The sequence below is a fragment of the Planotetraspora sp. A-T 1434 genome (genome assembly GCF_025420585.1).
Lineage (GTDB): Bacteria > Actinomycetota > Actinomycetes > Streptosporangiales > Streptosporangiaceae > JAOEGB01.
Map to the genome: position 1 here is coordinate 51,353 of NZ_JAOEGB010000004.1, position 21,464 is coordinate 72,816.

15 protein-coding genes and 1 tRNA gene are annotated in these 21,464 nt (G+C 64.0%); 8 read left to right on the forward strand and 8 right to left on the reverse strand.

Annotated features, from left to right (window positions below):
• Positions 1 to 14 precede the first annotated feature (14 nt).
• The gene (locus N5079_RS06900) at positions 15 to 953 is read left to right on the forward strand and encodes a GlxA family transcriptional regulator (RefSeq protein ID WP_261582715.1); all 939 of its coding nucleotides are present in this window, start codon (positions 15 to 17) and stop codon (positions 951 to 953) included.
• Here N5079_RS06900 and N5079_RS06905 read toward each other — a convergent pair.
• Positions 926 to 1,510: a hypothetical protein gene (locus N5079_RS06905; protein WP_261582717.1), complete on the reverse strand. Its 585-nt coding sequence runs from the start codon at positions 1,508 to 1,510 to the stop codon at positions 926 to 928. The genes N5079_RS06900 and N5079_RS06905 overlap by 28 nt on opposite strands.
• 58 nt (positions 1,511 to 1,568) lie before the next feature.
• On the opposite strand from N5079_RS06905, the gene N5079_RS06910 reads away from it, so the two are divergent.
• Positions 1,569 to 2,537: a helix-turn-helix domain-containing protein gene (locus N5079_RS06910; protein ID WP_261582718.1), complete on the forward strand. Its 969-nt coding sequence runs from the start codon at positions 1,569 to 1,571 to the stop codon at positions 2,535 to 2,537.
• A gap of 563 nt (positions 2,538 to 3,100) precedes the next feature.
• Here N5079_RS06910 and sigJ read toward each other — a convergent pair.
• A complete protein-coding gene (sigJ, locus tag N5079_RS06915) occupies positions 3,101 to 4,039 on the reverse strand; it encodes an RNA polymerase sigma factor SigJ (RefSeq protein ID WP_261582719.1) in 939 nt (312 codons plus the stop codon).
• A gap of 170 nt (positions 4,040 to 4,209) precedes the next feature.
• On the opposite strand from sigJ, the gene N5079_RS06920 reads away from it, so the two are divergent.
• Entirely contained in the window at positions 4,210 to 4,827 is a 618-nt protein-coding gene (locus N5079_RS06920) for a lactate utilization protein (RefSeq protein WP_261582720.1), read from the forward strand.
• A 557-nt stretch (positions 4,828 to 5,384) separates the two neighbouring features.
• Here N5079_RS06920 and N5079_RS06925 read toward each other — a convergent pair.
• The gene (locus tag N5079_RS06925; protein ID WP_261582722.1) at positions 5,385 to 5,825 is read right to left on the reverse strand and encodes a YybH family protein; all 441 of its coding nucleotides are present in this window, start codon (positions 5,823 to 5,825) and stop codon (positions 5,385 to 5,387) included.
• Positions 5,826 to 5,827: 2 nt separating this feature from the next.
• The gene (locus N5079_RS06930; RefSeq protein ID WP_261582724.1) at positions 5,828 to 6,709 is read right to left on the reverse strand and encodes a transposase; all 882 of its coding nucleotides are present in this window, start codon (positions 6,707 to 6,709) and stop codon (positions 5,828 to 5,830) included.
• Between the two features lie 162 nt (positions 6,710 to 6,871).
• On the opposite strand from N5079_RS06930, the gene N5079_RS06935 reads away from it, so the two are divergent.
• From N5079_RS06935 to N5079_RS06950, 4 genes are all read left to right on the forward strand, one after another.
• The gene (locus N5079_RS06935; protein ID WP_261582726.1) at positions 6,872 to 7,972 is read left to right on the forward strand and encodes an integrase core domain-containing protein; all 1,101 of its coding nucleotides are present in this window, start codon (positions 6,872 to 6,874) and stop codon (positions 7,970 to 7,972) included.
• A 766-nt stretch (positions 7,973 to 8,738) separates the two neighbouring features.
• Entirely contained in the window at positions 8,739 to 8,873 is a 135-nt protein-coding gene (locus N5079_RS06940; protein WP_261582728.1) for a winged helix-turn-helix transcriptional regulator, read from the forward strand.
• Positions 8,874 to 9,264: 391 nt separating this feature from the next.
• Complete coding sequence (locus tag N5079_RS06945; protein ID WP_261582729.1) at positions 9,265 to 15,762, forward strand: RHS repeat-associated core domain-containing protein; 6,498 nt, start codon at positions 9,265 to 9,267, stop codon at positions 15,760 to 15,762.
• 578 nt (positions 15,763 to 16,340) lie between these two features.
• Positions 16,341 to 17,024, forward strand: coding sequence for a hypothetical protein (locus tag N5079_RS06950; protein WP_261582730.1), 684 nt, complete (start codon positions 16,341 to 16,343; stop codon positions 17,022 to 17,024).
• Between the two features lie 130 nt (positions 17,025 to 17,154).
• Here N5079_RS06950 and N5079_RS06955 read toward each other — a convergent pair whose 3' ends face one another.
• Positions 17,155 to 17,478, reverse strand: coding sequence for a hypothetical protein (locus N5079_RS06955; protein WP_261582732.1), 324 nt, complete (start codon positions 17,476 to 17,478; stop codon positions 17,155 to 17,157).
• Between the two features lie 299 nt (positions 17,479 to 17,777).
• Positions 17,778 to 17,851: transfer RNA gene (locus N5079_RS06960), tRNA-Ile, on the reverse strand.
• 482 nt (positions 17,852 to 18,333) lie between these two features.
• On the opposite strand from N5079_RS06960, the gene N5079_RS06965 reads away from it, so the two are divergent.
• Positions 18,334 to 19,365 (forward strand): substrate-binding domain-containing protein, encoded by a 1,032-nt coding sequence (locus N5079_RS06965; protein ID WP_261582733.1) that lies wholly within the window; start codon positions 18,334 to 18,336, stop codon positions 19,363 to 19,365.
• 137 nt (positions 19,366 to 19,502) lie between these two features.
• Here the strand turns inward: N5079_RS06965 and N5079_RS06970 are convergent, their stop codons facing one another.
• Together N5079_RS06970 and N5079_RS06975 are read right to left on the reverse strand one after the other, a co-directional pair.
• Entirely contained in the window at positions 19,503 to 19,748 is a 246-nt protein-coding gene (locus N5079_RS06970) for a hypothetical protein (RefSeq protein ID WP_261582734.1), read from the reverse strand.
• 9 nt (positions 19,749 to 19,757) lie between these two features.
• Positions 19,758 to 21,431, reverse strand: a complete 1,674-nt coding sequence (locus N5079_RS06975) for a sodium:solute symporter family protein (RefSeq protein ID WP_261582735.1) — start codon at positions 21,429 to 21,431, stop codon at positions 19,758 to 19,760.
• Between the last annotated feature and the right edge of the window lie 33 nt (positions 21,432 to 21,464).

The window sequence follows — 21,464 nt, forward strand, 5'->3', positions numbered from 1 at the left end:
TTATCGTGGGTTTTGTGCCAAAGTTTCGATCGGTCGCCGCCTATGCCCCGAAGGGGGTCACCGCGCTGGGGCTGGGCATCGTGAACGAAATCTTCCGCCGCCCCGGCTTCGACTTCGCCATCTGCGCCGATCGGCCCGGCACGTTGCGCACCGATCTCGGCCTACCCCTGCCGGTCGAGCACGGCCTGGATCGGCTCGCCGACGCCGATCTGGTCCTGGCTCTGCCAGGGGTGGAGTTTCGCGCCGATCCGCCGAAGGCCGTCCTTGCCGCCTTCCGCGCCGCGTCCGGCAGGGGGGCGATCATCGCCGCCCACTGTGTCGGTACGTTCCTGCCGGCCGCCGCCGGGTTGCTCGACGGCCTGGAGGCGACCACCCACTGGCGCTTCGCCGCCGATCTCGCCGCCCGCCATCCAGCCGTGCGGGTCCGTCCCGAGTCTCTCTACGTCGACCAGGACCACGTCGTCACCGGCGCGGGCGCCGTGGCGGGTATCGATCTTTGCCTCTATCTGATCCGTCGTGAGCACGGCGCCGCGCGAGCCAACGCGATCGCTCGCGACCTGGTGACCACGCCCTACCGCAGCGGTGGCCAGCTGCAGTATCTGCCCGCGCCCGTCCCAGACGACGGCGACGACGAACGTCTCTCCGAGGTGATCGCCTGGGCCAGGGCCGGCCTGGACCGCCGGATCTCCGTCGACGACCTCGCCGCCCGCGCTCTGATGAGCCGCCGCTCCTTCGCCCGCCGTTTCAAGGCCGCCACCGGCACGACCCCGCACGCCTGGCTGCTGGCCCAGCGCCTGAACCTCGCCGAAGAGCTCCTGGAGACCACGGATCTACCCGTCGAGAACATTGCTCATCACGTCGGCTACCGAAGCGCCGCCGTGTTCCGGGAGCAGTTCGCGCTCCGCCGCGGCGTGCCGCCCCGCGACTACCGCAGGGCCTTCAGGCAGCGCTGAAGCCCAGGCACGGTTCGTCGCGCCATCTTCGCCACCTGAACCGTGGCTTCATCGAGTACCAGATCGAGCCGGCGCCCCGGGCTCCTGAGCAGTCGGTCACTGCGGAAGGGCTCGAGCGCGCTTGGACGGCGGCCAGCGCGGGCCGGGTCCAGATTGGTGAGCAGTGCATACCAGCCGTCGGTAGCCGTCTCGGCCTCGATCGCTTCCTGGTCGAACTGCCAAGCCAGCGTGGGCTTGCCGGTCTCGGAGCAACTGCCGACCGTGATAGGCGGCAACGCGGCCACCCGCCGCTGCTTGCCGATGACGGTCACCCGCGCGGTGACGGCGGCGGCATCGGGATAGTGCCGCGAGCCCAGCCCCCGATCCAACCGCTGCAGATCGTCACGGGCGCGAGACAGCTTCAGCTCCCGCGCGTTGGCCGCGGCGCGGGCGCAGGCCGAGGAGTGCACGAAGACGCGCCGCACGCTCAGCACCGGGTCGCTCTTACGCCCCCCGGCCAGGGTCATGCCGTCCTCCAGCACATTGCGCCTGCCGGTAATGTCATCCGCCCAGGTCACGGCTTTGGCTATGGCTTCGTCTGGCGTGCGTGATCTCCGGCCGTCAGGAGGGCTGTGCGTGTGGCATGATGTTTGGCCGTGCTCTGCCCCGGAAGACCGGGCCTTTCTCGCCGCCCTTCTGGCGTCGCTGCCCCGCGGGGTCCTGCGCCGGCTGCGGCTCCTCGTCCGTCCGGACACCGTCCTGCGCTGGCACCGCGATCTGATGAAACAGCGTCATGCCCATACCTGCCAGCCGAAGCGGCCCGGGCGCCCGCCCACGGTCCGCTCCATCCGCGCTCTCATCCTGCGCCTGGTCCGGGAGAACCCATCCTGGGGATACCGGCGGGTGTACGGCGAACTCACCACGCTCGGCATCAAGGTGGCTCCGTCAACGGTTTGGGAGATCCTCAAACAGGAAGGTGTTGATCCGGCGCCTGAGCGGGCGTCAATCACGTGGGCCGACTTCCTGCGTTCCCAAGCCGAGGCGTTGCTGGCCTGTGATTTCATCGAGACCGTTACCCTCAATGGGCAGCGTCAGTACATTCTGGCCGTCATCGAGCACGCCACCAGGCGCGTCCGCGTGCTGGGCGCCACTGCCCACCCGACCGCGAGCTGGGTCACCCAGGCGATGAAGAATCTCGTGATGGATCTAGAAGATGCGGGCTGCCGGGCCCGCTATCTGATCAGGGACCGGGACGGCAAGTTCCCCGCCCTCATGGACGAGATCGTGGCCGAGGCCGGCATTCTGAGCCTGCTCACCGGGATCCGGATGTCGCGGATGAACTCGATCATGGAGCGATGGGTGCAGTCGTGCCGGCGCGAACTGCTCGACCGCTGCTTAGTGTGGAACGAACGCCACCTGCGTCACGCCCTGCGCGAGTATGAACGGTTCTACAACGAGCATCGAGCCCATCAAGCCCTAGCTCAAGCGGCCCCGCTGCGCACCGTTCCGGACCCGATCATGGATCCAGAGCGAATCGTCGACCTGAACATACGCCGACGAGACCGGCTCGGCGGAGTCCTCCACGAGTACTCACATGCCGCTTGAAGCGTACGGATAAATTTTCGGCAGGCACACAGCTGCCGGTACCGGCGGCTCTCCGAAAGTGAAGCGGTCGCGTCAGCCAGCGGATTATCCGTCCGCTCGTGGTCGCCGTTCTGGGAGGGGTCCAATTTTGAAGTCCGATGGTTGGGCGCCGGACCGGCGACACGCGAGCAAACAACGAGCGACCATCGGCCGTCTTCTGCTCGCCCCGAGATCGCAAATCGTCGGGAATTCGCAGGTCAGAGCCATGATCGCGAGTAGGGCGGGTGCGACTTGAACCCACGACCCACGGATTATGAGTCGCTCCCCGTGTCGCGTACACACGAGCAATCACCGAGCAACTAACGGGACAACCACACGAGCAACCATTAGTCATCCCGGCGAGCGATCAACGGCTCACGTCGAGGGAGGTGGTGTGCGGATGATCTAGACCTGGCGCTGGTAGGTGAGATCCATGTGGCAACAGAAGCTGTGCGCCGTATGCGACGCGTCGCCGCAGGTCGCCGGGCACCAGGTTGGGGCACCTCGCGCCGACCCGAGCGCCGCTCCTGGTATGGAGACGCGCCTCAACCCGTCGTCCAGCGACGGAGTTTCTCGGGGTTGCGTACTACCCAGATGTGCTTGATCCGGTCGCCCGCGACCTCGAACGCGAACACCGTCATGGTGACGCCGTCTTGCTGAGCCACCAGACCGGGCTGACCGTTGACCGTACGCTCCAGGAACGTCATGTTGCCGGGCCTCCGGCGGGCGATCTCGACCCAGGCGTGCGCGATCTGCTCGCCGCCTTCGATGGGGTGCAGGAAGGTCGTGGCGAGGCCGCCGCCGTCGGCGATCGCCGTGGCGTCGGGGTCGAGCAGGCCGATGAGGGCATCGATGTCCTTGGCCTCCCATGCCTGCTTGAAGTCCCTGACAATGCCGGTGCGCTGGGCCGCCGGAGTCGCCGAAGGCTGCGAGGCCCGGATACGGCGGCGGGCCGAGGAGGCCAGCTGGCGGCACGCCGCCGGGGTACGGCCGACGATCTCGGCCACTTCGGCAAAGGAGTGGCAGAAGACATCGTGCAGGATGAACGCGACGCGTTCGGCCGGGGTCATCGATTCGAGCACGACCAGGAAGGCCAGGTTGATCGACTCATCCAGGGTGACCCGGTCGGCCGGGTCGACGGTGGTGCCGCCCGGCTGCCCAGTGCTCCACTCCGTACGTTCGGGTAGCGGCTCGGGGATCCATTCGCCCACGTAGGTCTCTCGCCGGGCCCGGGCGGAGCTGAGCAGGTTGAGGCAGATGCGGCTGGCGACCGTCGTCAGCCAGGCGCCGGGGGATTCGATGGCGTCCTGCTGCTGCGGGGACATGGTGTACCAGCGGGCGTAGGTCTCTTGGGCGGCGTCCTCGGCCTCGGCCAGGGAGCCCAGGAGCCGGTAGGCGATATTGATCAGCTGACGCCGCTCGCTCATGATCGCGTCCAGGCCGGGATCGGGCCGGCCGTGTCCTGGCCCGGATTGGGTGGTCATGGTGTCGACGGCTCCCTTGGTCGCATCTGCCCTCACCAGTTCGACAAGACAGCGCACCGGAATGTGAGGCCGGTGCGTCGCCTGACATTCCGGGGCGCTGTGTTGTCGAACTGCTGAGACGAACACATCATCCAGTGAACAGGAAGCTCAGAGACATCATGACTACCTCAATGCCGGCAACACCGTTGGCCGACCCGGCGTCAGCGCAGCGCCTGGAGCGGGCGGCCGCTGCGCTGACGGAACACGGTTTCACCGTGGAAATCCTCGATGACGCCGCCGCCGCGCGTACCCGCATTAAAGATCTGATACCGGAGGGCGCCAGCGTGTTCACCGGGGCCAGCGAGACCCTCCGCCTGTCTGGCATCGATGAGGACATCAACGCCAGCGGGCGCTACGACGCCGTCAAGCCACGCGGCCTGGCCATGGACCGCGCCACCCAACTGCGCGAGATCTGGCGGCTGATGTCTACCCCCGACGTCATCGTGGGCAGTGTCGCCGCGGTCACCGAAACCGGCTCCCTTGTGGTCGCCTCGGCCAGCGGAAGCCAGGTGCCCGGCTACGCCGGCGCCGCCGCCCACGCGATCTGGATCGTCGGGGCGCAGAAGGTGGTGTCCGACCTGCCCACCGCGCTGCGCCGCATCGAAGACCACTGCCTCCCGCTGGAAAACGACCGCGCCATGAAGGTCTACGGCAAGCCCAGTGCCCTCAACCGCCTTCTCATCCTCAACGCAGAACCCCACCCCGGGCGCGGCACCGTCCTGCTGCTCCGCGAAACCATCGGATTCTGAACCACCAGCATTCCTCGTTGGGGGACCCGATACATTGGCACCGCGCTCCTCAACCATCGCTGCCAGCGCCACCGCCCACGACCTGACTGGTCACCTGCACGGAGGGCCGACACCGTAGCTGATCCAGCTCGCGGCGGTCCACAGCTACACCACGGTGTACTGATGGTGCGCCGGCATCTTCGCAGCCGGCGCCGTCATCTGCGGCGCGCTGCTGCGCGGCGGCCCGCAGACATCCCCGCCCGAGAGCCGTCGCCGCAGGCCACGGCGGGCGTGTGACACGTCGCTGAACCCCGGAGAGTGCCCGGCGCCACACCGGCGCCGGGCACTCTGGTTCCGCGGCCAGGTCTCACCGTGCCGGCAATAGCAGGACGCCAACGAACCCCTCAGCGTCTGGCCGGCGACCGTCGCCGGGCGCATCCGCCTGGACCCGCGCGGCCGATGACGCCCCGGTCAGCACGGACAGGGGCGTCACCGGCAGCACCGCCGCGCCCCTGGCCTGCGAAACCAGGCCAGCGGCTTAACGGCGGCAGCGTCCGCGACGCCCCTTCGGCGACTCGTCAGGGCTCGAGGTCGGCCACGCCCTTGCCGCTTTCGATGTCGAACGGCACAGAGGCCTGGTCGTGCGCGATCAACCACTGGCCATCGGTCTTCCGGAAGCAGAACGTGGCCCGGACCCACATGCCACTCGTCGCCGTCCCGTTCTTCAGCGTGCCGCTGAGCCGACCGAAACCGTGGCCGAATGCCACGTCATCGCCCACGGTGAGTGTCAGGTCGCGAAGCTCATAATTCACATCCTGGAAGAGCGTGAACGCCTTCTTCCAGTTCTCCAACTTCGCCTCTATCCCTACGTGCTGCAGCGGCGGCTCGACGTCGAAGGAGACGACGTCTGTCGCGTAAAGCTGCCTCAGGCCCTCGAGGTCCTTGGCGCGGATTCCTTCGACGCTCTTCTCGACCTGCTGCTTGATCTTGGCTTCGTCTACCTCGCGGTGCGCAGGCATCGCTACCCATCACTTCCAATCGGTGTGGAATCTTGGATTGTCACCAGTTCGACAACACAGCACCCCAGGATGTCAGGCCCGCGGCAACCGGCACCTCCTGGCAGTACCGGTGAGCACTGTCTTGAGCACTGTCCGCTGGGGACCCCTCGATAGGTCACGTGTCGTCTTCGTCGTCGACGGCCGCGTCGGGGTCGCGCAGCTCGCGGATCGCATCGGAGGGGCAGGTCGGGCAGGGCGAAGCTGTAGGCGCCATGGACGCACAGGTGTTTGCTGACGAACGGTGACAGCCGGGCCATGTCCTCCCCGCGGAGCGGGTAGCCCTGCGCCCGAAGCTGCTGGACGGCGGCGTCCAGGTAGACGGTGTTCCACAGCACGACGCAGTTGAGAACCAGGCCGAGCACGCCGAGCTGGTTCTCCAGGCCGCGCTGGTAGCGGTGGTAGAGCTCGCCCTTCTTGCCGTGGCAGATCTTGCGGGCCAGCGAGTGGCGGCCTTCTTGGAGGTTGCGGATGTGCTTGATGTCGCGGCGGTAGGTCTCGTCGACGTCGATGTAGGCCAGGATGTGCAGCGATTTAAAGATCCGGCCGTAGGCGGCGATGGCCTCGCCGATCGCGGTGGGGTGCCCGTCGCGCTGCAGTATGGTGACCATGTCGTAGGCGCGGACGGTGCCGGTGTAGATGGAGGCGACGACCCGCAGGATGTCCTCCCAGTTCCGGCGGACCTCGCGCAGGTCGATCTTGCCGCGGGTGAAGGTGTTCAAGGTGCCATAGTCGGCGTCGGCGTTGATCCGCCAGCCCACCACCGCTCGCTCATCGGCAGAAGAGGAAGTGTCGCCAGCCTCGCCGTGATCATGTAAAGCATCAGGCGAGGCCGAAGCGTCAAGCATCAACCGAGGCCAGACAGGCCGCTTCGAGGTTCGTGTCCTGTCCCGCGACATTGCGCCTGCCGATAATTCCATCCGCCCAGGTCTTGGCCCTGTTGTAGGGTTCTGCGCAAGGTCCGTGATCTTCAGCTGCCGCAGTGAAGCTATGCGGCATGATGACCGGCTGTGCTTCTCCGCCTGGCCTACCTGACCGTCACTAACGCCTTCGCCGCGCTGCGGTTGCTGCCGATCGGCGATCGGGACAAGGACATCGAGATTCTCGCCCTGCGTCACCAGATCACCATCCTCGAACGGCAACTCGGCACCGGCACCCGGGTGAGGTTTGCTCCCGAAGACCGAGCCTTCCTCGCCGCCCTCCTGGCACCGCTGCCCCACGACGTCCTGCGGCGGCTGCGGCTCCTCGTCCGGCCAGATACCGTCGTGCGGTGGCACCGTGATCTGATGAAACGGCGCCATGCCCGCGCCTGCGTGCCGAAACGGCGTGGACGCCCGCCCACGGTGCGCTCCATCCGCGCTCTCGTCCTGCGCTTAGTCCGGGAGAACCCATCCTGGGGCTACCGGCGGGTCCACGGAGAACTCACCACGCTCGGCATCACGATCGCGCCGTCCACGGTCTGGGAGATCCTCAAACAGGAAGGCATCGAACCGGCACCCGAGCGGGCGTCCACCACCTGGGCCGACTTCCTCCGCTCCCAAGCCGAAGCTCTACTGGCGTGCGACTTCATCGAGACCTTCACCCTTGATGGGCGGCGTCAGTACATCCTGGCCGTCATCGAACACGCAAGCAGACGCGTCCGCGTACTCGGCACCACCGCACACCCGACCGCGAGCTGGGTCGTGCAGGCCGTCAGGAATCTGGTGATGGATGTGGAGGACGCTGGCTGTCGGGCCCGCTACCTGATCCGCGACCGGGATGGGAAGTTCCCGGCGCTCATGGACGAGATCCTCGCCGAGTCCGGCATCCGGACCGTGCTCACCGGTATCCGGATGCCGCAGATGAACGCGATCATGGAGCGGTGGGTGCAGTCGTGCCGCCGTGAGCTTCTCGACCGCTGCCTATTGTGGAACGAACGCCACCTGCGGCACGGCCTGCGCGAGTACGAGTACTTCTACAACCGGCACCGAGCCCACCAAGCCCTCGCCCAAGCCGCCCCGCTGCGTTCCGTCCCGGATCCGATCATCGACCTAGAGCGGATCGCCGACCTGACCATACGCCGACGGGACCGACTTGGTGGAGTTCTTCACGAGTACTCACATGCCGCTTGAACTGCATGGATGGAATTTTCGGCAGGCGCAGTGTTCTTCACCGCCAGCGTGCCGTAGGAAGGGGGGCGAAGCCTGTGAGGTGTTCGGGTTTGATCGTCTTCGGAGTCTGGTTAGATGCAAGGGATCTAAACGATCTACCGGGTGCCCGACCCGTGCCCGATCAGGAAGAATCCGATGCCGAAGTCCGATGGTTGGGGCGCTCGACCGGCGACACGCGAGCAAACAACGAGCGACCATCGGCCGTCTTCTGCTCGCCCGGAGATCGCGAATCGTCGAGAAATCGCAGGTTAGAGCCATGATCGCGAGTAGGGCGGGTGGGACTTGAACCCACGACCCACGGATTATGAGTCGCCTTGATCAATGCCGCCCCCTGCCGGAGTGTACTGATTTATATCTCTTCGTCCTCCCTTAGTGTCGTTTACGTGTCAGGGCATGCCGCGCCATGTCGCGCGGTGCTGCGTACACGCGAGCAACCACCGAGCAATATCGGGGATAATCCCGCGAGCAACCATCGGTCTGCCCGCACGAGCAACCGCCGAGCAACCATGCGCCTTTGCTATTTCTCCTGGCAGCGCCGGTAGGTAGCCGCGCGCTCGCGAAGCTTTTGGGTACTTCCTCGGGGCCGCCATCGTGTCGTGATTCTCCCTTCCGCCAGCAGATGATGTTGGCTTCAGACCTCCTACGAAACTCGGTGCGGTTCACCTGGCCGCGCTCGGCAGCGACGGTCCGCACCCCGGGCAAAGACTGCGCCGCCCAGCCACGGTCAATGCGCTACTCCGTACTGTCCCGCCGGCTGGCCGGAGTCAGCCAAAAGATGCTCACCCAAACGCTGCGCACCCTCGAACGCGACGGCCTGCTCACCCCCACGGTGACACCGACCGGGCCCGTCACACAGGCATGAAAATTCGTGAGGCGGGCATGGTTCCTGGCAATAAAATCGGATCGGCGATTGATCGGATTCATGGATCGCGCTGCCGGTTCGACCGCACCTATGGGATGCGAAGTCCCGGCGGGTGACTCTCTTATGTGATGTGGATCACATAGTGTGGGCCCGGTGTACCTCGGCTGCAGCTGGTGTGCGGGCTCGGCTGGGCGGTGATCAGCGCCGATGTTTACTCGACTGACGGGCTGACTGGTAGTTGGTAACCCATCGTGGTCACTGCCTAACCGCTTTGGCTCTGGTCAGCTCCACCCTCCGCGATCACATTAGCGGTGATCCCTTTATGTGGATCTTATGACGGGGGCGGCTCGCTGGCGTGCCGCGCGTCTCGGCAGGTTGTGGAGGGTGCGGCGTGCTTGTCTCGTGCAGGCGTCTGTGGCTGGTTGCTGGTGGAGCGTTCCTGGTCCTCGCCGTCCTTATCTCAGGGGTGGGGGTTCCTGACGGTCTTGTGCAGGAGGCGGTTGCGGCGGCTCCGGCCTCGGATGAGCCGTCGGTCGAGGGGCATGCCGTACCTCGGGCGAAGGTTGTTAAGGGTGCTGAGGACGCTGCCAAACCGGCCAAGCGCGCTGAGCCAGCATGGCCGCGCGCTGGAACTGCCGAGATCGCCGTTCCAAGCACTCAAGGTTTAGCACCTGTCGCAAGCCTTCCTGTTCAGGTGGGCCGCGCAAAGCCACCCGCGCCGACTGCTGGATCCTCCAAGGCGGCCATTGAAGCTACCGAGACAAAGACGGCTTCCCTGACCAAGGTTCGCGTGCAGGTTCTTGATGACAAGGCGGTACGCCGCATCGGTGGTATCGGATTCGGCGTTCGTCTAACTCGCGCGGACGGTGGGACCACGTCGGGGATAGTGACCGTGAGTCTGGATTATTCCGGCTTCCGGGATGCCTACTCGGGCGGGTTCGCCTCGCGGCTGACCCTGATCGAGCTTCCGTCCTGCGTCCTCACCACCACCTTCAACACAGGCGAATGTGCAAAGCAGATCGCTGGGGTTCGTCAGATCCCCGTCTCCAACGATGTTCGCAAAGGCACGCTAACAGCGGAGCTGAACGCCGCTCCCGCATCCACTGTAGACGGCATGGCCAGCCCGGCATCGCCAACAGCGAAGGCGTCCGCTGTTGCGGGCACAGGCCCGGTTTATGTAATCGCTTCCTCGACGTCCTCAACCTCCGGCGACAGCACTGGATCGTTCGCGGCTACCGATCTCAAGCCCAGCGGCACCTGGCAGGTCGGGTTATCGGGCGGCGGATTCACATACAGCTATCCCATCCCCACCGCCCCGTCACCAGGTGGCAGTGCGCCGAAGCTCTCGCTGGATTACTCCTCCTCCGCGGTGGACTCCCTCACTGCGCTGACCAACAACCAGGCCTCTGTGATAGGGATGGGCTGGGAGATCGGCGGTGGGTATATCGAGCAGGAATTCGACAGGACTATTTCATGCCAGACCACAGGATCTCAGCATCTGTGCTGGCAGAGCACTGATAGTGCGGCGACACCAGGCCTGGTCCTCTCGGTGGGTGGACGCTCGTCGCGCATCGTCAGGGATGCGACCAGCGGCGCATATAAGACGGTTGAAGACTTTGGCTGGAAGATCGAGAGCATCGCCACAGGGGCAGAGTCCGGAAAGGCGTACTGGCGAGTTACCACCCAGGATGGGACGGTCTACCGCTTCGGGTATCACCGCGATGCGGCTTGGCAGGTGCCCTATCTGGGAGACGGCGCGGGTGAGCCCTGCCACGACAAGTACCCTGCCTCTCCGGACCCGTACATGCAGCCGGAGGCGTTTTGCTACGCGCCCTGGCGGTGGATGCTCGACCAGGAAATCGACCCCAAGGGTAATGTCGTCGACTACACCTGGGCACGGGAGGAGAACGCGTACTGCCGCGCCCCGGGCAATCTGTGCAACTCGGCCGCGTATCGGCTGATCTATGACCGGGGTGGGTACCTGTCCGAGATCAGCTACGGGCAGAACGTAAACGTGGCCGGATCACTACCGACGGGGCGAGTCACCTTTGCCACAGTGAACCGCGAACAAGCCTCCTCGGGAACCTCGCTCATCGAGAACGACACGCCGACTGATCTTATCCACGTCAATTACGGAACCGAAGACAAATGCGACTCCAGCAACTGTCCTGCGACCGGTCCGTCTTACTTCATCACCAAACGCCTGGACACGGTGACCAGCGCCGCATGGAATCCCGCCTCGACCGCGTGGGATGACGTGACACGCCTGGAACTGGGCTACTCGTGGATCTACACCGATACCATGACAGTCAACGGGAACACGATTCCAACCCGGCCGGTGCTGTGGCTGAACACGATCCGAACCGTTGGCCTAGCGGGCGATGGCCCGGACATCGCCATGCCGGTCGTGGACTTCGACGCCACCGTGCTGGACAACCGCAGGGGGGCCACCAGCTCGCAAAATCCAGCAGTTCGATTCCCAAGAATCGCCGCGGTCAACAACGGGCTGGGCGGCCGAACCGAGGTTAGCTACGGCCAACCGTCGGGCTGTGCTCTGAGCGACGAGACCAAGGCCACGGCCCGCGACGACGAGGGCAGCGACTGCTACTGGGTCTACAAGAACAGGTACTACGACGCCAACAACGTCTTCCACGTGGTCGGTACGGTGTGGAACAAGTGGCTTGTCACACAGGTGCTTGACAGAGACCTGGTCGCCGCCTCCCCTGACATGGTGACCCAATACGAATACGTGGGCCGTCCGGCCTGGGCGCGGGAAGCAAAATACGGTGTGCCGTCCGCGGTCTGCTGGGATCCACCCCAGCCCAACCCGCCACCGTGCGTCAACTGGTCCGGGGAGTGGACTCAATTCCGCGGCTATCAGACCGTACGCGTGGTCAAGGGCGCCGGCACCGATATGGAGCGCTACAGCACCACCAGCACTTCCTTCTTCCGCGGCCTCTATGAGGACACTCTGGCCAATGGTACGCCCAAGCATACCCAGGTCTCCGACTTCGACGGCAACGCGTATGACGACCTTCGCGTCCTGTCCGGCCGGGCTCTGCAAGACCAGACGCTTCGACGTCAATACCTTCCGCCTGAGGTTCAATGCACCTATCCGGCCTGGGTATCTGGCGGCCTGTACAACATTGGCAACCGGGTGACTTACAACAATCATCATTGGGAAGCCCTCAAACAGATGCTCTTCCTGACGACCCCACCAGCAGCTGGTGCCAATTGGAAAGACCTCGGTTCCTGCCCAACAGTGACCCCAATCGGCTACGACGAGCAGCAGTCAACCCGGTATGAGTACGCCAACGTCGTGACCGGGAACGGCCCAGGCATCGGTGACCCGCACATGGTCAATCAGACCCGGCAAGTGGCCCGGCAGAAGGTCACTTCAGGCTGGCGCTACACCGAGGCCGCGACTACCTACAACTCCGACGGGCTACCGGTCAAGGTCAACGACTACGGGGAACGCGGCAACGGCGGTGATAACACGTGTGCCACGATGTCGTACGCGCGGAATACCGATAATGGCCAGTGGATCACTGCGTTGCCCTCTGTGATGGAAACCCATAAGGGTGACGACTGTGCGGCTGGCGAGGTGATCGGCCGGACCGCGACCTTGTATGACGGAGGCACTGACCCGGCAACCAACAAACCGACCCGCGGGGACCAGACCGAGAGTCGCACCTGGACCGACGCCACGCATGTGTCGACGGAAAAGACTCTCTTTGATGGCTATGGACGGCCGACATCGGTTACGGATGCCCGAGGTAAAGTCACGTCGATCACTTATGCTCCTGCGGTGGGTTACCCAGTTGACGGGATAACAAGGACAAATCCTCTTGGATACGTGCAGACGGCTTGGCTATCGCCTATGCATGGAGGGGTCGTTGGCGTCCGTGATCCAAATAACCGTGATGCGAACATCGACTACGATGCGTTAGGCCGCACGACGGCGCTTTGGACTCATGGTCAGCCTAAAAGCGGCGGTACTCCCGCCGCGAAGATCACGTACGCTATTCCATTCGATGGAAATCTTGGGCAGCCGACAAGCGCCGCGAGCGTACGCGTAGACAAGCTACTTTCGGGTGCCGGCGCCTCAGCCAAGTGGATAAGTTCCATTTCCTTCGAAGATGGACTGGGCAGGCTTCGGGAAGAGCAGATGCCCTCGCCTGTGGGCGGGCGGATGATCAAGATCACTGCCTATGACGAGCGGGGGTTGGAAGTAGTCAAGTCCGCTCCCCTATATAACAGTGCGACAGCTGGTGCAGGGCTGCTGAATCCTGCGATAAGCGACGTGCCGTCGTGGGTTAAGACTGTACTTGATGGCCTGGAACGCCAAACTGCGAAGATTCAATACGGTGGAGCGGCTGAGGTGCGTCGTACTACCACCGCATATACAGGCATGGACCAGTACACGGTGACGCCGCCGCTCGGCGGCAAGACTACCTACGCGACTGATCCGGCGGGAAAGATTACCAAGATTTCCGAGCAGAGCGGCTCTCAATGGCTGGACAGCGTGCGAGAGTACGACGTGTTCGGCAATCTCACCAAGACCGTAGATGCCAACGGCAATATTCGCATGTTTACCTACGACTGGGCGAGGCATCCTATTGCGTCAAGCGACCCCGATTTCGGTTCCACCACCGCCGCGTACGATGCTGCGGGGAATCAGGTTTCGACGACCGACGCCGAGGGTGTCACCATCTCTACGGTTTATGATGATCTAGGCCGGAAGATCGAACAATGGCAAGGGAATCCAGGCTCAGGAACTAAACTGGCGGAATGGGTCTTCGATACCCTTGTCAAGGGCAAGCTGACATCGGCGACACGATGGACGGGCGGGCAGCCGTACACGGATGCGGTGACTGCCTACGACGCGGGCGATCGCCCGACCGGTTCGACGCTGACTATTCCTCCTGCCGAAGGCTTACTCGCGGGCACGTACACCTTCTCTGCCAGCTACGACAAGGTGGGGCGTGAGGTCACTAAGGGGCTCCCCGCAGCTGGCGGACTCCCGGCGGAGACCATCACGACTACCTCAAGCGATGTGGGGCTTACTACCGGCTTGTCGTCAGATTTCAGCGGCGGGTTCACATACCTGAAGGACACCCTTTACTCGCCAACGGGCAAGCTATTGTCGCGAACCTTTGGCGCATCGGGTCGGGTCATAAGGACCTTGACATGGGACTCCGCAACGAACCAGCTCACCTCGCTAAAAACGGTGTCCAGTGCAGGAAGCGGCACCTCCATCACCGCACAGGACGACGTCTACTCTTACGACACCGCTGGTGCATTAACCTCGATTGTAGACAAGACCACGATCGTGGGCGGGACCGTGACCCCCCAAACGGAATGTTTCTCCTACGACGAGCGGCGCCGGCTCGCTTCGGCCTTCACGACCACACAAACATGCACGGCGGGCGCTAACGGGTTTGGACCTGATCCGTACAAACTCGCCTACACCTACGATGCCGCTGGCAACATCAAGACGATCACTGACTCAGGAACCACACGCACCTACAACTACCCGCAATCCGGTGCCGCCGCCGTCCGGCCCAACGCAGTGACCTCTATCGCTGGGCCATCAGGTACGGAGACCTACACTTATGACTCTCGGGGACAGCTCGCTTCACAAGACGTCGGCAGTACGACAACCACGTATGAGTGGAATCAGATTGGACAGCTGGCGAAGGCGACCACCGCGGGCAACTCCGTAGAGATGGTCTACGGCGCTGATGGCAAGCGCCTAATCCGGCGCGAAGCTGACAAGACTGTGCTGTACCTGGGCGTGATGGAGCTCGAGTTAGCCAATGGACAGGTGACCGGCAGACGGTACTACCAGACCCCTGACGGGGCTACCGTCGCCATGCGCGTCGGAGGCCAGGCGGGAGTGACATGGCTGCTTGCCGGACGGACAGGCAGCGAAGAACTCTCGATTGACGACGCATCGGGTAGCGTCAGCCGACAGAAGTACCTTCCATTCGGAGGTCGACGTGGTGGACGTGACGACCTCTCCGGCACAGACCGCGGCTTCCTGGGCAAAGTCGAGGACAATGGCTCTGGCCTGGTGAATCTCGACGCTCGTTACTACTCCCCAAGCATGTCTAAGTTCATCAGTACGGACCCTCTGCTCGGCAATGGCGCCCCTGATTTAGCCAATCCATACTCCTATTCGGGAAATAATCCGCTGAACCTTTCTGACCCCACAGGCCTCTACCCCCAACCAGCCGATGGATCCGGTCCATGCCTTAGGAATGATCCAAACTGCCCCCTGCAAGAGGACGGCGACGATGCGCTGGATGTAGAGGAAAGAGACCAGGTTCAGCAACAGAAGCAGGGGGCAAGCCCGCTTCTATCCGAACTAAACAGCCAGGGTATTGGTGCTGCACTAAAGGGCGAAGATGCTGTCGCCTACGTAGCCCGAAAAGGTCAGAGAAGAGATCCGCGACCCCGGGAGTGTTGGGGCGTGTCGAATGCCATTTGCCTGCTCGCATTCTATGTCAGGGATTGGGCTTTCAAGCTCTCTGGCACCAAAGAAAGCACACCTGATGGCTGTAAGAAGAAGAAGCATAGCTGTAAGAAGAATGCGATGAGGCACTGTATTATGCAGGTCGCGCTGACAGACATGTGCGGGGCGGAAACCGCCAAAAAGATCGGCGACAATCATGAGAGTGATCAGGACCCGAATAGTTGGGACTCCAAGATAGATCGGCACAACAACGCGGTCTCGCGGCGGGCCGTCAGATGGTATAACGCGGATAAACTCAGGGAGCTACGGTCATACGGAGACATACGCAATGACCCGAAACTGGAGCAGAAATACTGGAACTTCGTCAAAGAAATCTGCGAAACTCTATGGGATGATGGACAGCTATGGTAGAGGGAGTATGATGGGCTGATTAGTTTCCCCGATCCTGATTAACTTAGCCACTGCTGCGAGCCATTCCGCCAGCGGGCATCACGACGATGGTTGCCAAAGACTTACGTAGGTTGCTTGTGGCACTCCCCTTATACCGTGGGTCATCTCTATGCAGCGATGACCCACGAATGGCGAAGCTCCTGGCGAAAACTGGCTATCGACCATGATCACCCAGGAACCACCAGGAGCTTCAGTGCTGTTCTGCCCTGCTGCCTTGCCGTTGTCACGTCGCACCTGGCCACGTGCCGGAGTAATCCGGAGCAAGCGCTGCGCGATCTCCCCACTGGGTCAAGATGAATCCGGCCGGCAGTCTCCGCTGATCCTGGTCCATCTGCGTAAGGGCTCAGACCAACGCAGAATTGGCCGACGGGTTTCGACGCCCGTCACTATCGCCGTCTGGCGGTAGTGACCGAGACCGGTGCGCTACTCGCCTGCCGCATACCCAAGCTAGACCGGTTCTGGTCCTTGGCAGGGGCTGATCTAGTCGGGCCACATCGCGGCCCGACGGCCATACCTTTGGCAAGGCGGAGATCCAGGGGTTGAACATCCCGGTCCTGGCCTCTCCGGATCGCTTCCAGGCTCGGTCCACGACCTTCCCGTCGCGAGCCGCACCAGGTAGGGTTACCGACCAAGGTGCAAAATCAACCAGCAATGCACAATTTGACCGACATATCAAGATGGAGAAAGAGGGAATAGGTTTATCCATGCGTCGTGTACGAGTTGGCATCGTGGTAACTGTTCCTTTGATTGCGCTTGGCGGTCTAGTCGTTGCTAGCCTTTGGTTGATTAATGGTACAATTCATGGCTGTACGAGTGCCGATATGGAATTCTCCCAAAACTTGAAATCTCTCGGCATCTTGGATGCTCATCCGGCTTATGTCACAGCTAAGGGTGATCGCTACTCGGGTTGTGATGATGATGACGGCTTTGCCTTTGCGGGACAATATTACGGTCCTATGGCATCTCGAGATGCTGTCAAATCTTTCTATGTGGGCGCTGCAGAAGATCAGGGCTGGCTTAGGGCTGGAGATAGCGATTCAACCTTTCCGAGAAAAATTTGTTTCAAGAAGAAACTCAATGAGGCTGAGGTTTATCTCGGCATTTGGTTTCCGGGCGACTTCGAGGAAGGCTCCGATGATGGCGAATATGACGCGGAAGGCAACAATGGCGACAAATACGGTGTAGAAGTGACTGGCGGTCGCCACGGCTCCGCGTGGTGCTAAACCGTAAGTATTCACGAGCTGCAGTTGATCGGGGCGGCGTAAGTGCGGCGGGACTGCGCCTGCCGGTAATGTCTCGGCCCAGGTCACGGCTTTGGCTATGGCTTCGTCTGGCGTGCGTGATCTCCGGCCGTCAGGGCGTGCGGAATGATGTTCGGCCGTGCTCTTTCGCCTGGCATATCTCGCCGTCACGAACGCCTTCGCGGCGCTGCGGTTGCTGCCGTTGGGAGATCGCGACAAGGATGTCGAGATTTTCGCCCTGCGTCACCAGATCAGCGTCCTTGAGCGGCAACTCTGCGCCGACACGAGGGTGAGATTCGCCCCGGAAGACCGGGCCTTTCTCGCCGCCCTTCTGGCGTCGCTGCCCCGCGGGGTCCTGCGCCGGCTGCGGCTCCTCGTCCGTCCGGACACCGTCCTGCGCTGGCACCGCGATCTGATGAAACAGTGTCATGCCCATACCTGCCAGCCGAAGCGGCCCGGGCGCCCGCCCACGGTCCGCTCCATCCGCGCTCTCATCCTGCGTCTGGTCTCTCCCACGCCCAGCCCTTTTTAGGTCAGGTCTCCACGGTAGGAGGGGAGAGCCAGTGGTCTTCTCTTGATCGTCTCTGAAGACTGGCCCAACGAAGGCCATCTAAACGATCTAACGCGTGCCCGATCCGTGCTCAAGAGCGACCAACGAGCGACCATCGGCCGTCTTCTGCTCGCCCCGAGATCGCGAATCGTCGAGAAATCGCAGGTCAGGGCCATGATCGCGAGTAGGGCGGGTGGGACTTGAACCCACGACCCACGGATTATGAGTCCGATGCTCTAACCGGCTGAGCTACCGCCCCGCAATGGTGGAGTCTCTCACAACTTAGTGTGTGCGTGGATCGGCCGGTCGGGAGGCGGAGTGATCGTTTCCCAATCGCCATACAACTGGCCGGTCCAGGTCACGTCCAGCGTGAGGGAGATCCGTTCCGCTGTGGCCTCCGGACCGGCTGCCGCTGGCGTCTCGACGACGAGGACCCCACTCAAGAAGGCGATCACCTCGATCTCCCCGATCTCCGGCCAGCCGGGAGTCGCGGCGGGGGATCGGCCTGGGTGATCGGGACCAAGAACGCCCCACCCCACGGCACGCACGAGGTATGCCGGGGCGTCGTGCCGCAAACGGTCGGGTACGGCAGCGCCTGGTGGTTTCTTGCGGTTGACCGGGAGGTTCGCTGTGGGGAGACGTCGGTTTCGCGTAGCGGCGAGGGGTGTCTCCCTCGCTTTCCTGCTGGGCCTTGCCGGGTGTGGCACGGGCGGAAAGGACTCCGGAGCGGCGATCGGTGCCGTGGGCACTCTCGCCGAAGGCTTCCGGATCGGCCTGCTGCTCCCCGAGAAGACGGCGGCCCGCTATGAGAAGTACGACCGGCCCTCCATCACGCGGGCCGTCGCATCGCTCTGCCCCCGCTGCGAGATCGTCTACAACAACGCGAACCACGACCATGCCACCCAGCGCCGGCAGATCGACGCGTTACTCGGGGACGGCGTGAAGGTCCTCATCCTCGACGCGGTGGACGCCAAGGCGATCGCGCCCTCCGTGGTTAAGGCCAAGGTCTTCGGGGCCAAGGTCGTGGCGTACGACCGGCTGGCGAACGGTCCCGTGGACGCCTACACGTCGTTCGACAACGTTGAGATCGGCAGGATGCAGGGCCGGGCGCTGCTCGACGCTATCAAGGCCGGGGGCGACCCCGGGCGCGGGCCGATCGTGATGCTGAACGGCTCGCCGGAGGACCCTGCCGCGGCCGAGCTCAAGAAGGGGGCCCATTCGGTGCTGGACGGGCAGGTGACGATCGCCCGTGAGTACGACGTCCCGGGCTGGAACGCCGCCAAGGCCGCGGACGAGGCCGGTGGAGCCTTCGCCGCTCTCGGACCCGGCAAGGTCATCGGTGTCTACTCCGCCGACGACGGCATGGCGGGCGGCGTCGCCGCGGCCATGGAACGCACGGGCGTCCGCCCCGGAACGCCGCTGACCGGGCAGGACGCCGAGCTCGCCGCCATCCGGCGGATTCTGATCGGCACGCAGACTATGACCGTCTACAAGCCGATCGGCTCCGAGGCGCGCAGCGCCGCCCGGTTCGCCGTTGACATCGCCTGCGGCAAGACGGTGTACGGCACGACCACCGTGGCCAACGGGACGACGGTCTCGATCCCGGCGCGGCTCATCCCGCCGGTCCTGGTCACGAGCGCCACCATCGCCGGCACGGTGGCCAAAGACGGCCTCATCAGGGCGGCCGACCTCGCCGATCTGTCACCTCGGAGCCCCGGCCGGCCCGCCGGCGCGTACGGCAGGCGAAGCCCGGTCAGCCGCCGGGCCTCTTGAGACCGGGCCGCTTAAGACGGGGCCTCTTGAGACCGGGCCGCTTAAGACGGGGCCTCTTGAGACCGGGCCGCTTAAGACCGGGCCGCTTAAGACGGGGCCGCTTAAGACCGGGCCTCTTGAACCGGACGCGCCGGGAATCACTCGGAGGGCTCCTCCGTGGAGGGCGCGGGGGCGTCGGAGGGGCGCAGGCGTTCCCAGAGCACGAACGCGCCGCCCACAACCAGCATGGCGATCCCGGTCCAGAGGTTGATACGGACTCCCTCCGCCTTGCCGATGGCATGGGAGTCGTCCAGGAGCCCGGTCACTGTGAGGATCACTCCGTACACCAGGAACAGGCCACCGATGACGCGGCGGATGTCGAAGAGCCGTTGGGGCGCGGCCATGGAAACCTCCTACAGGAAGGGCAGGTAGAACGCCGCGGCGAGGACCACCGCTCCGGCGCCGAGGATGACCGGGGAGCGATACCAAGCGGTGTCGCCCGAAAGTGCGTCGTCGCTGATGGAGGCGTCGCTGAGGCCGTAGACCAGGCCCCGCAGCTCGCTCTCCGGCTTCGGGGTCGTGGCCAGCGTGACGGCGGCCGACACGAGGATGTCGACGACGAAGGCGATGCCCGCGCCCCAGAAGCTGGCGTTCAGGTCCGTGCCGAAGTCGAGCACGGCGGACTTGTAGAGGATGTACGTGGCGAAGGCGGCGGCCGTACCGGAGACCAGGCCCCAGAAGCCGGCCCACGCCGTCATCCGGCGCCAGAACAGGCCGAGGATGAACGTCGCGAACAGCGGCGCGTTGAAGAACGAGAACAGCGCCTGCAGGTAGTTCATGATGTTGCTGAACCCCGCCGCGATGAACGCCGTGCCGATGCCGCCGATCACGCCGCCGACGGTCGCGATGCGGCCGAGCTTCACATACCACTCATCGGGACGGTCGCCCTGGATGTGGGACTTCCAGATGTCGTAGGTGAAGACCGTGTTGAAGCCACTGATGTTGGCCGCCATGCCCGCCATGAAGGACGCGAGCAGGCCGGTCACCGCGACGCCGAGCACGCCGTTCGGCAGGAACTTGTCCATGAGCAGGGGGATCGCGTCGTTGTACGCCGGGCCGCCGTCCTTGCCGAGGTTGCGGAAAAGTACGAGCGCGACCAGGCCGGGGATCACCGTGACGGCGGGGATCACCAGCTTGGGGTACGCCGCGACGATCGGGGTGAGCCGGGCGGCGTTGGTGTTGCGCGCCGACAGCGCCCGCTGCACCTCGGCGAAGTTCGTCGTCCAGTAACCGAATGAGAGCACGAAACCCAGGCCGAACACGATGCCGATCCAGTTCGACCCGAGGGGGTTGCCGGCGCCGCCCGTCTGGGCCCAGGTGTGCAGCCCGCCGTCGCCGAGCACGCTCTGCCGGACCTTCTCGCCGAGGCCGGAGAATCCGCCCACCCTGATCAGGCCGAGGACCACGATGGGGACGAGCCCGGCGACGATGACGAAGAACTGCATGACCTCGTTGTAGATCGCCGAGGACAGCCCGCCGAGCGTGATGTATCCCAGCACGATGGCGGCCGAGACGGCGATCGACAGCCAGAGCGGCCAGCCGAGCAGCGCCTCCATGACGAGCGCCAGGGCGTACAGGTTGATGCCGGCGATGAGGATCTGCGCGATCGCGAAGGTGGCGGCGTTGAAGAGCTGGGTCGCCCCGTTGAACCGCCTGCGGAGGAACTCGGGGACGCTGTGCACCTTCGAGCGGTAGTAGAACGGCATCATCACGATGCCGAGGAACACCATCGCGGGGACGGCGCCGATCCAGTAGTAGTGCACGGTCATCAGGCCGTACTGCGCGCCGTTGGCGGCCATGCCCAGGATCTCGATGGCGCCGAGGTTGGCCGACATGAACGCCAGCCCGGTGATCCACGCCGGCAGGGACCGGCCGGAGAGGAAGAAGTCCAGGCTCGTCCGTACGGCACGGCGCGCGGCGAAGCCGATGCCGAGCACCACCAGGAAGTACATCGCGAGGATCAGGTAGTCGAGCGCGTTGACGTCGAGCCGCAGATCCTGTGCGGCGAGCAAGAGGGGATCAGCCACGTGACGCCCGCTACCCGGGATCGTCGCCTTCTC

Excerpts from the sequence above, each read along its gene's own strand:
- sigJ (WP_261582719.1), bottom strand. The coding sequence starts at position 4,039 with ATGACCACCCAATCCGGGCCAGGACACGGCCGGCCCGATCCCGGCCTG.
- N5079_RS06920 (WP_261582720.1), top strand. The coding sequence starts at position 4,210 with ATGCCGGCAACACCGTTGGCCGACCCGGCGTCAGCGCAGCGCCTGGAG.
- N5079_RS06925 (WP_261582722.1), bottom strand. The coding sequence starts at position 5,825 with ATGCCTGCGCACCGCGAGGTAGACGAAGCCAAGATCAAGCAGCAGGTC.
- N5079_RS06930 (WP_261582724.1), bottom strand. The coding sequence starts at position 6,709 with ATGCTTGACGCTTCGGCCTCGCCTGATGCTTTACATGATCACGGCGAG.
- N5079_RS06940 (WP_261582728.1), top strand. The coding sequence starts at position 8,739 with ATGCGCTACTCCGTACTGTCCCGCCGGCTGGCCGGAGTCAGCCAAAAG.
- N5079_RS06955 (WP_261582732.1), bottom strand. The coding sequence starts at position 17,478 with ATGGGCATGACACTGTTTCATCAGATCGCGGTGCCAGCGCAGGACGGT.
- N5079_RS06970 (WP_261582734.1), bottom strand. The coding sequence starts at position 19,748 with ATGGCCGCGCCCCAACGGCTCTTCGACATCCGCCGCGTCATCGGTGGC.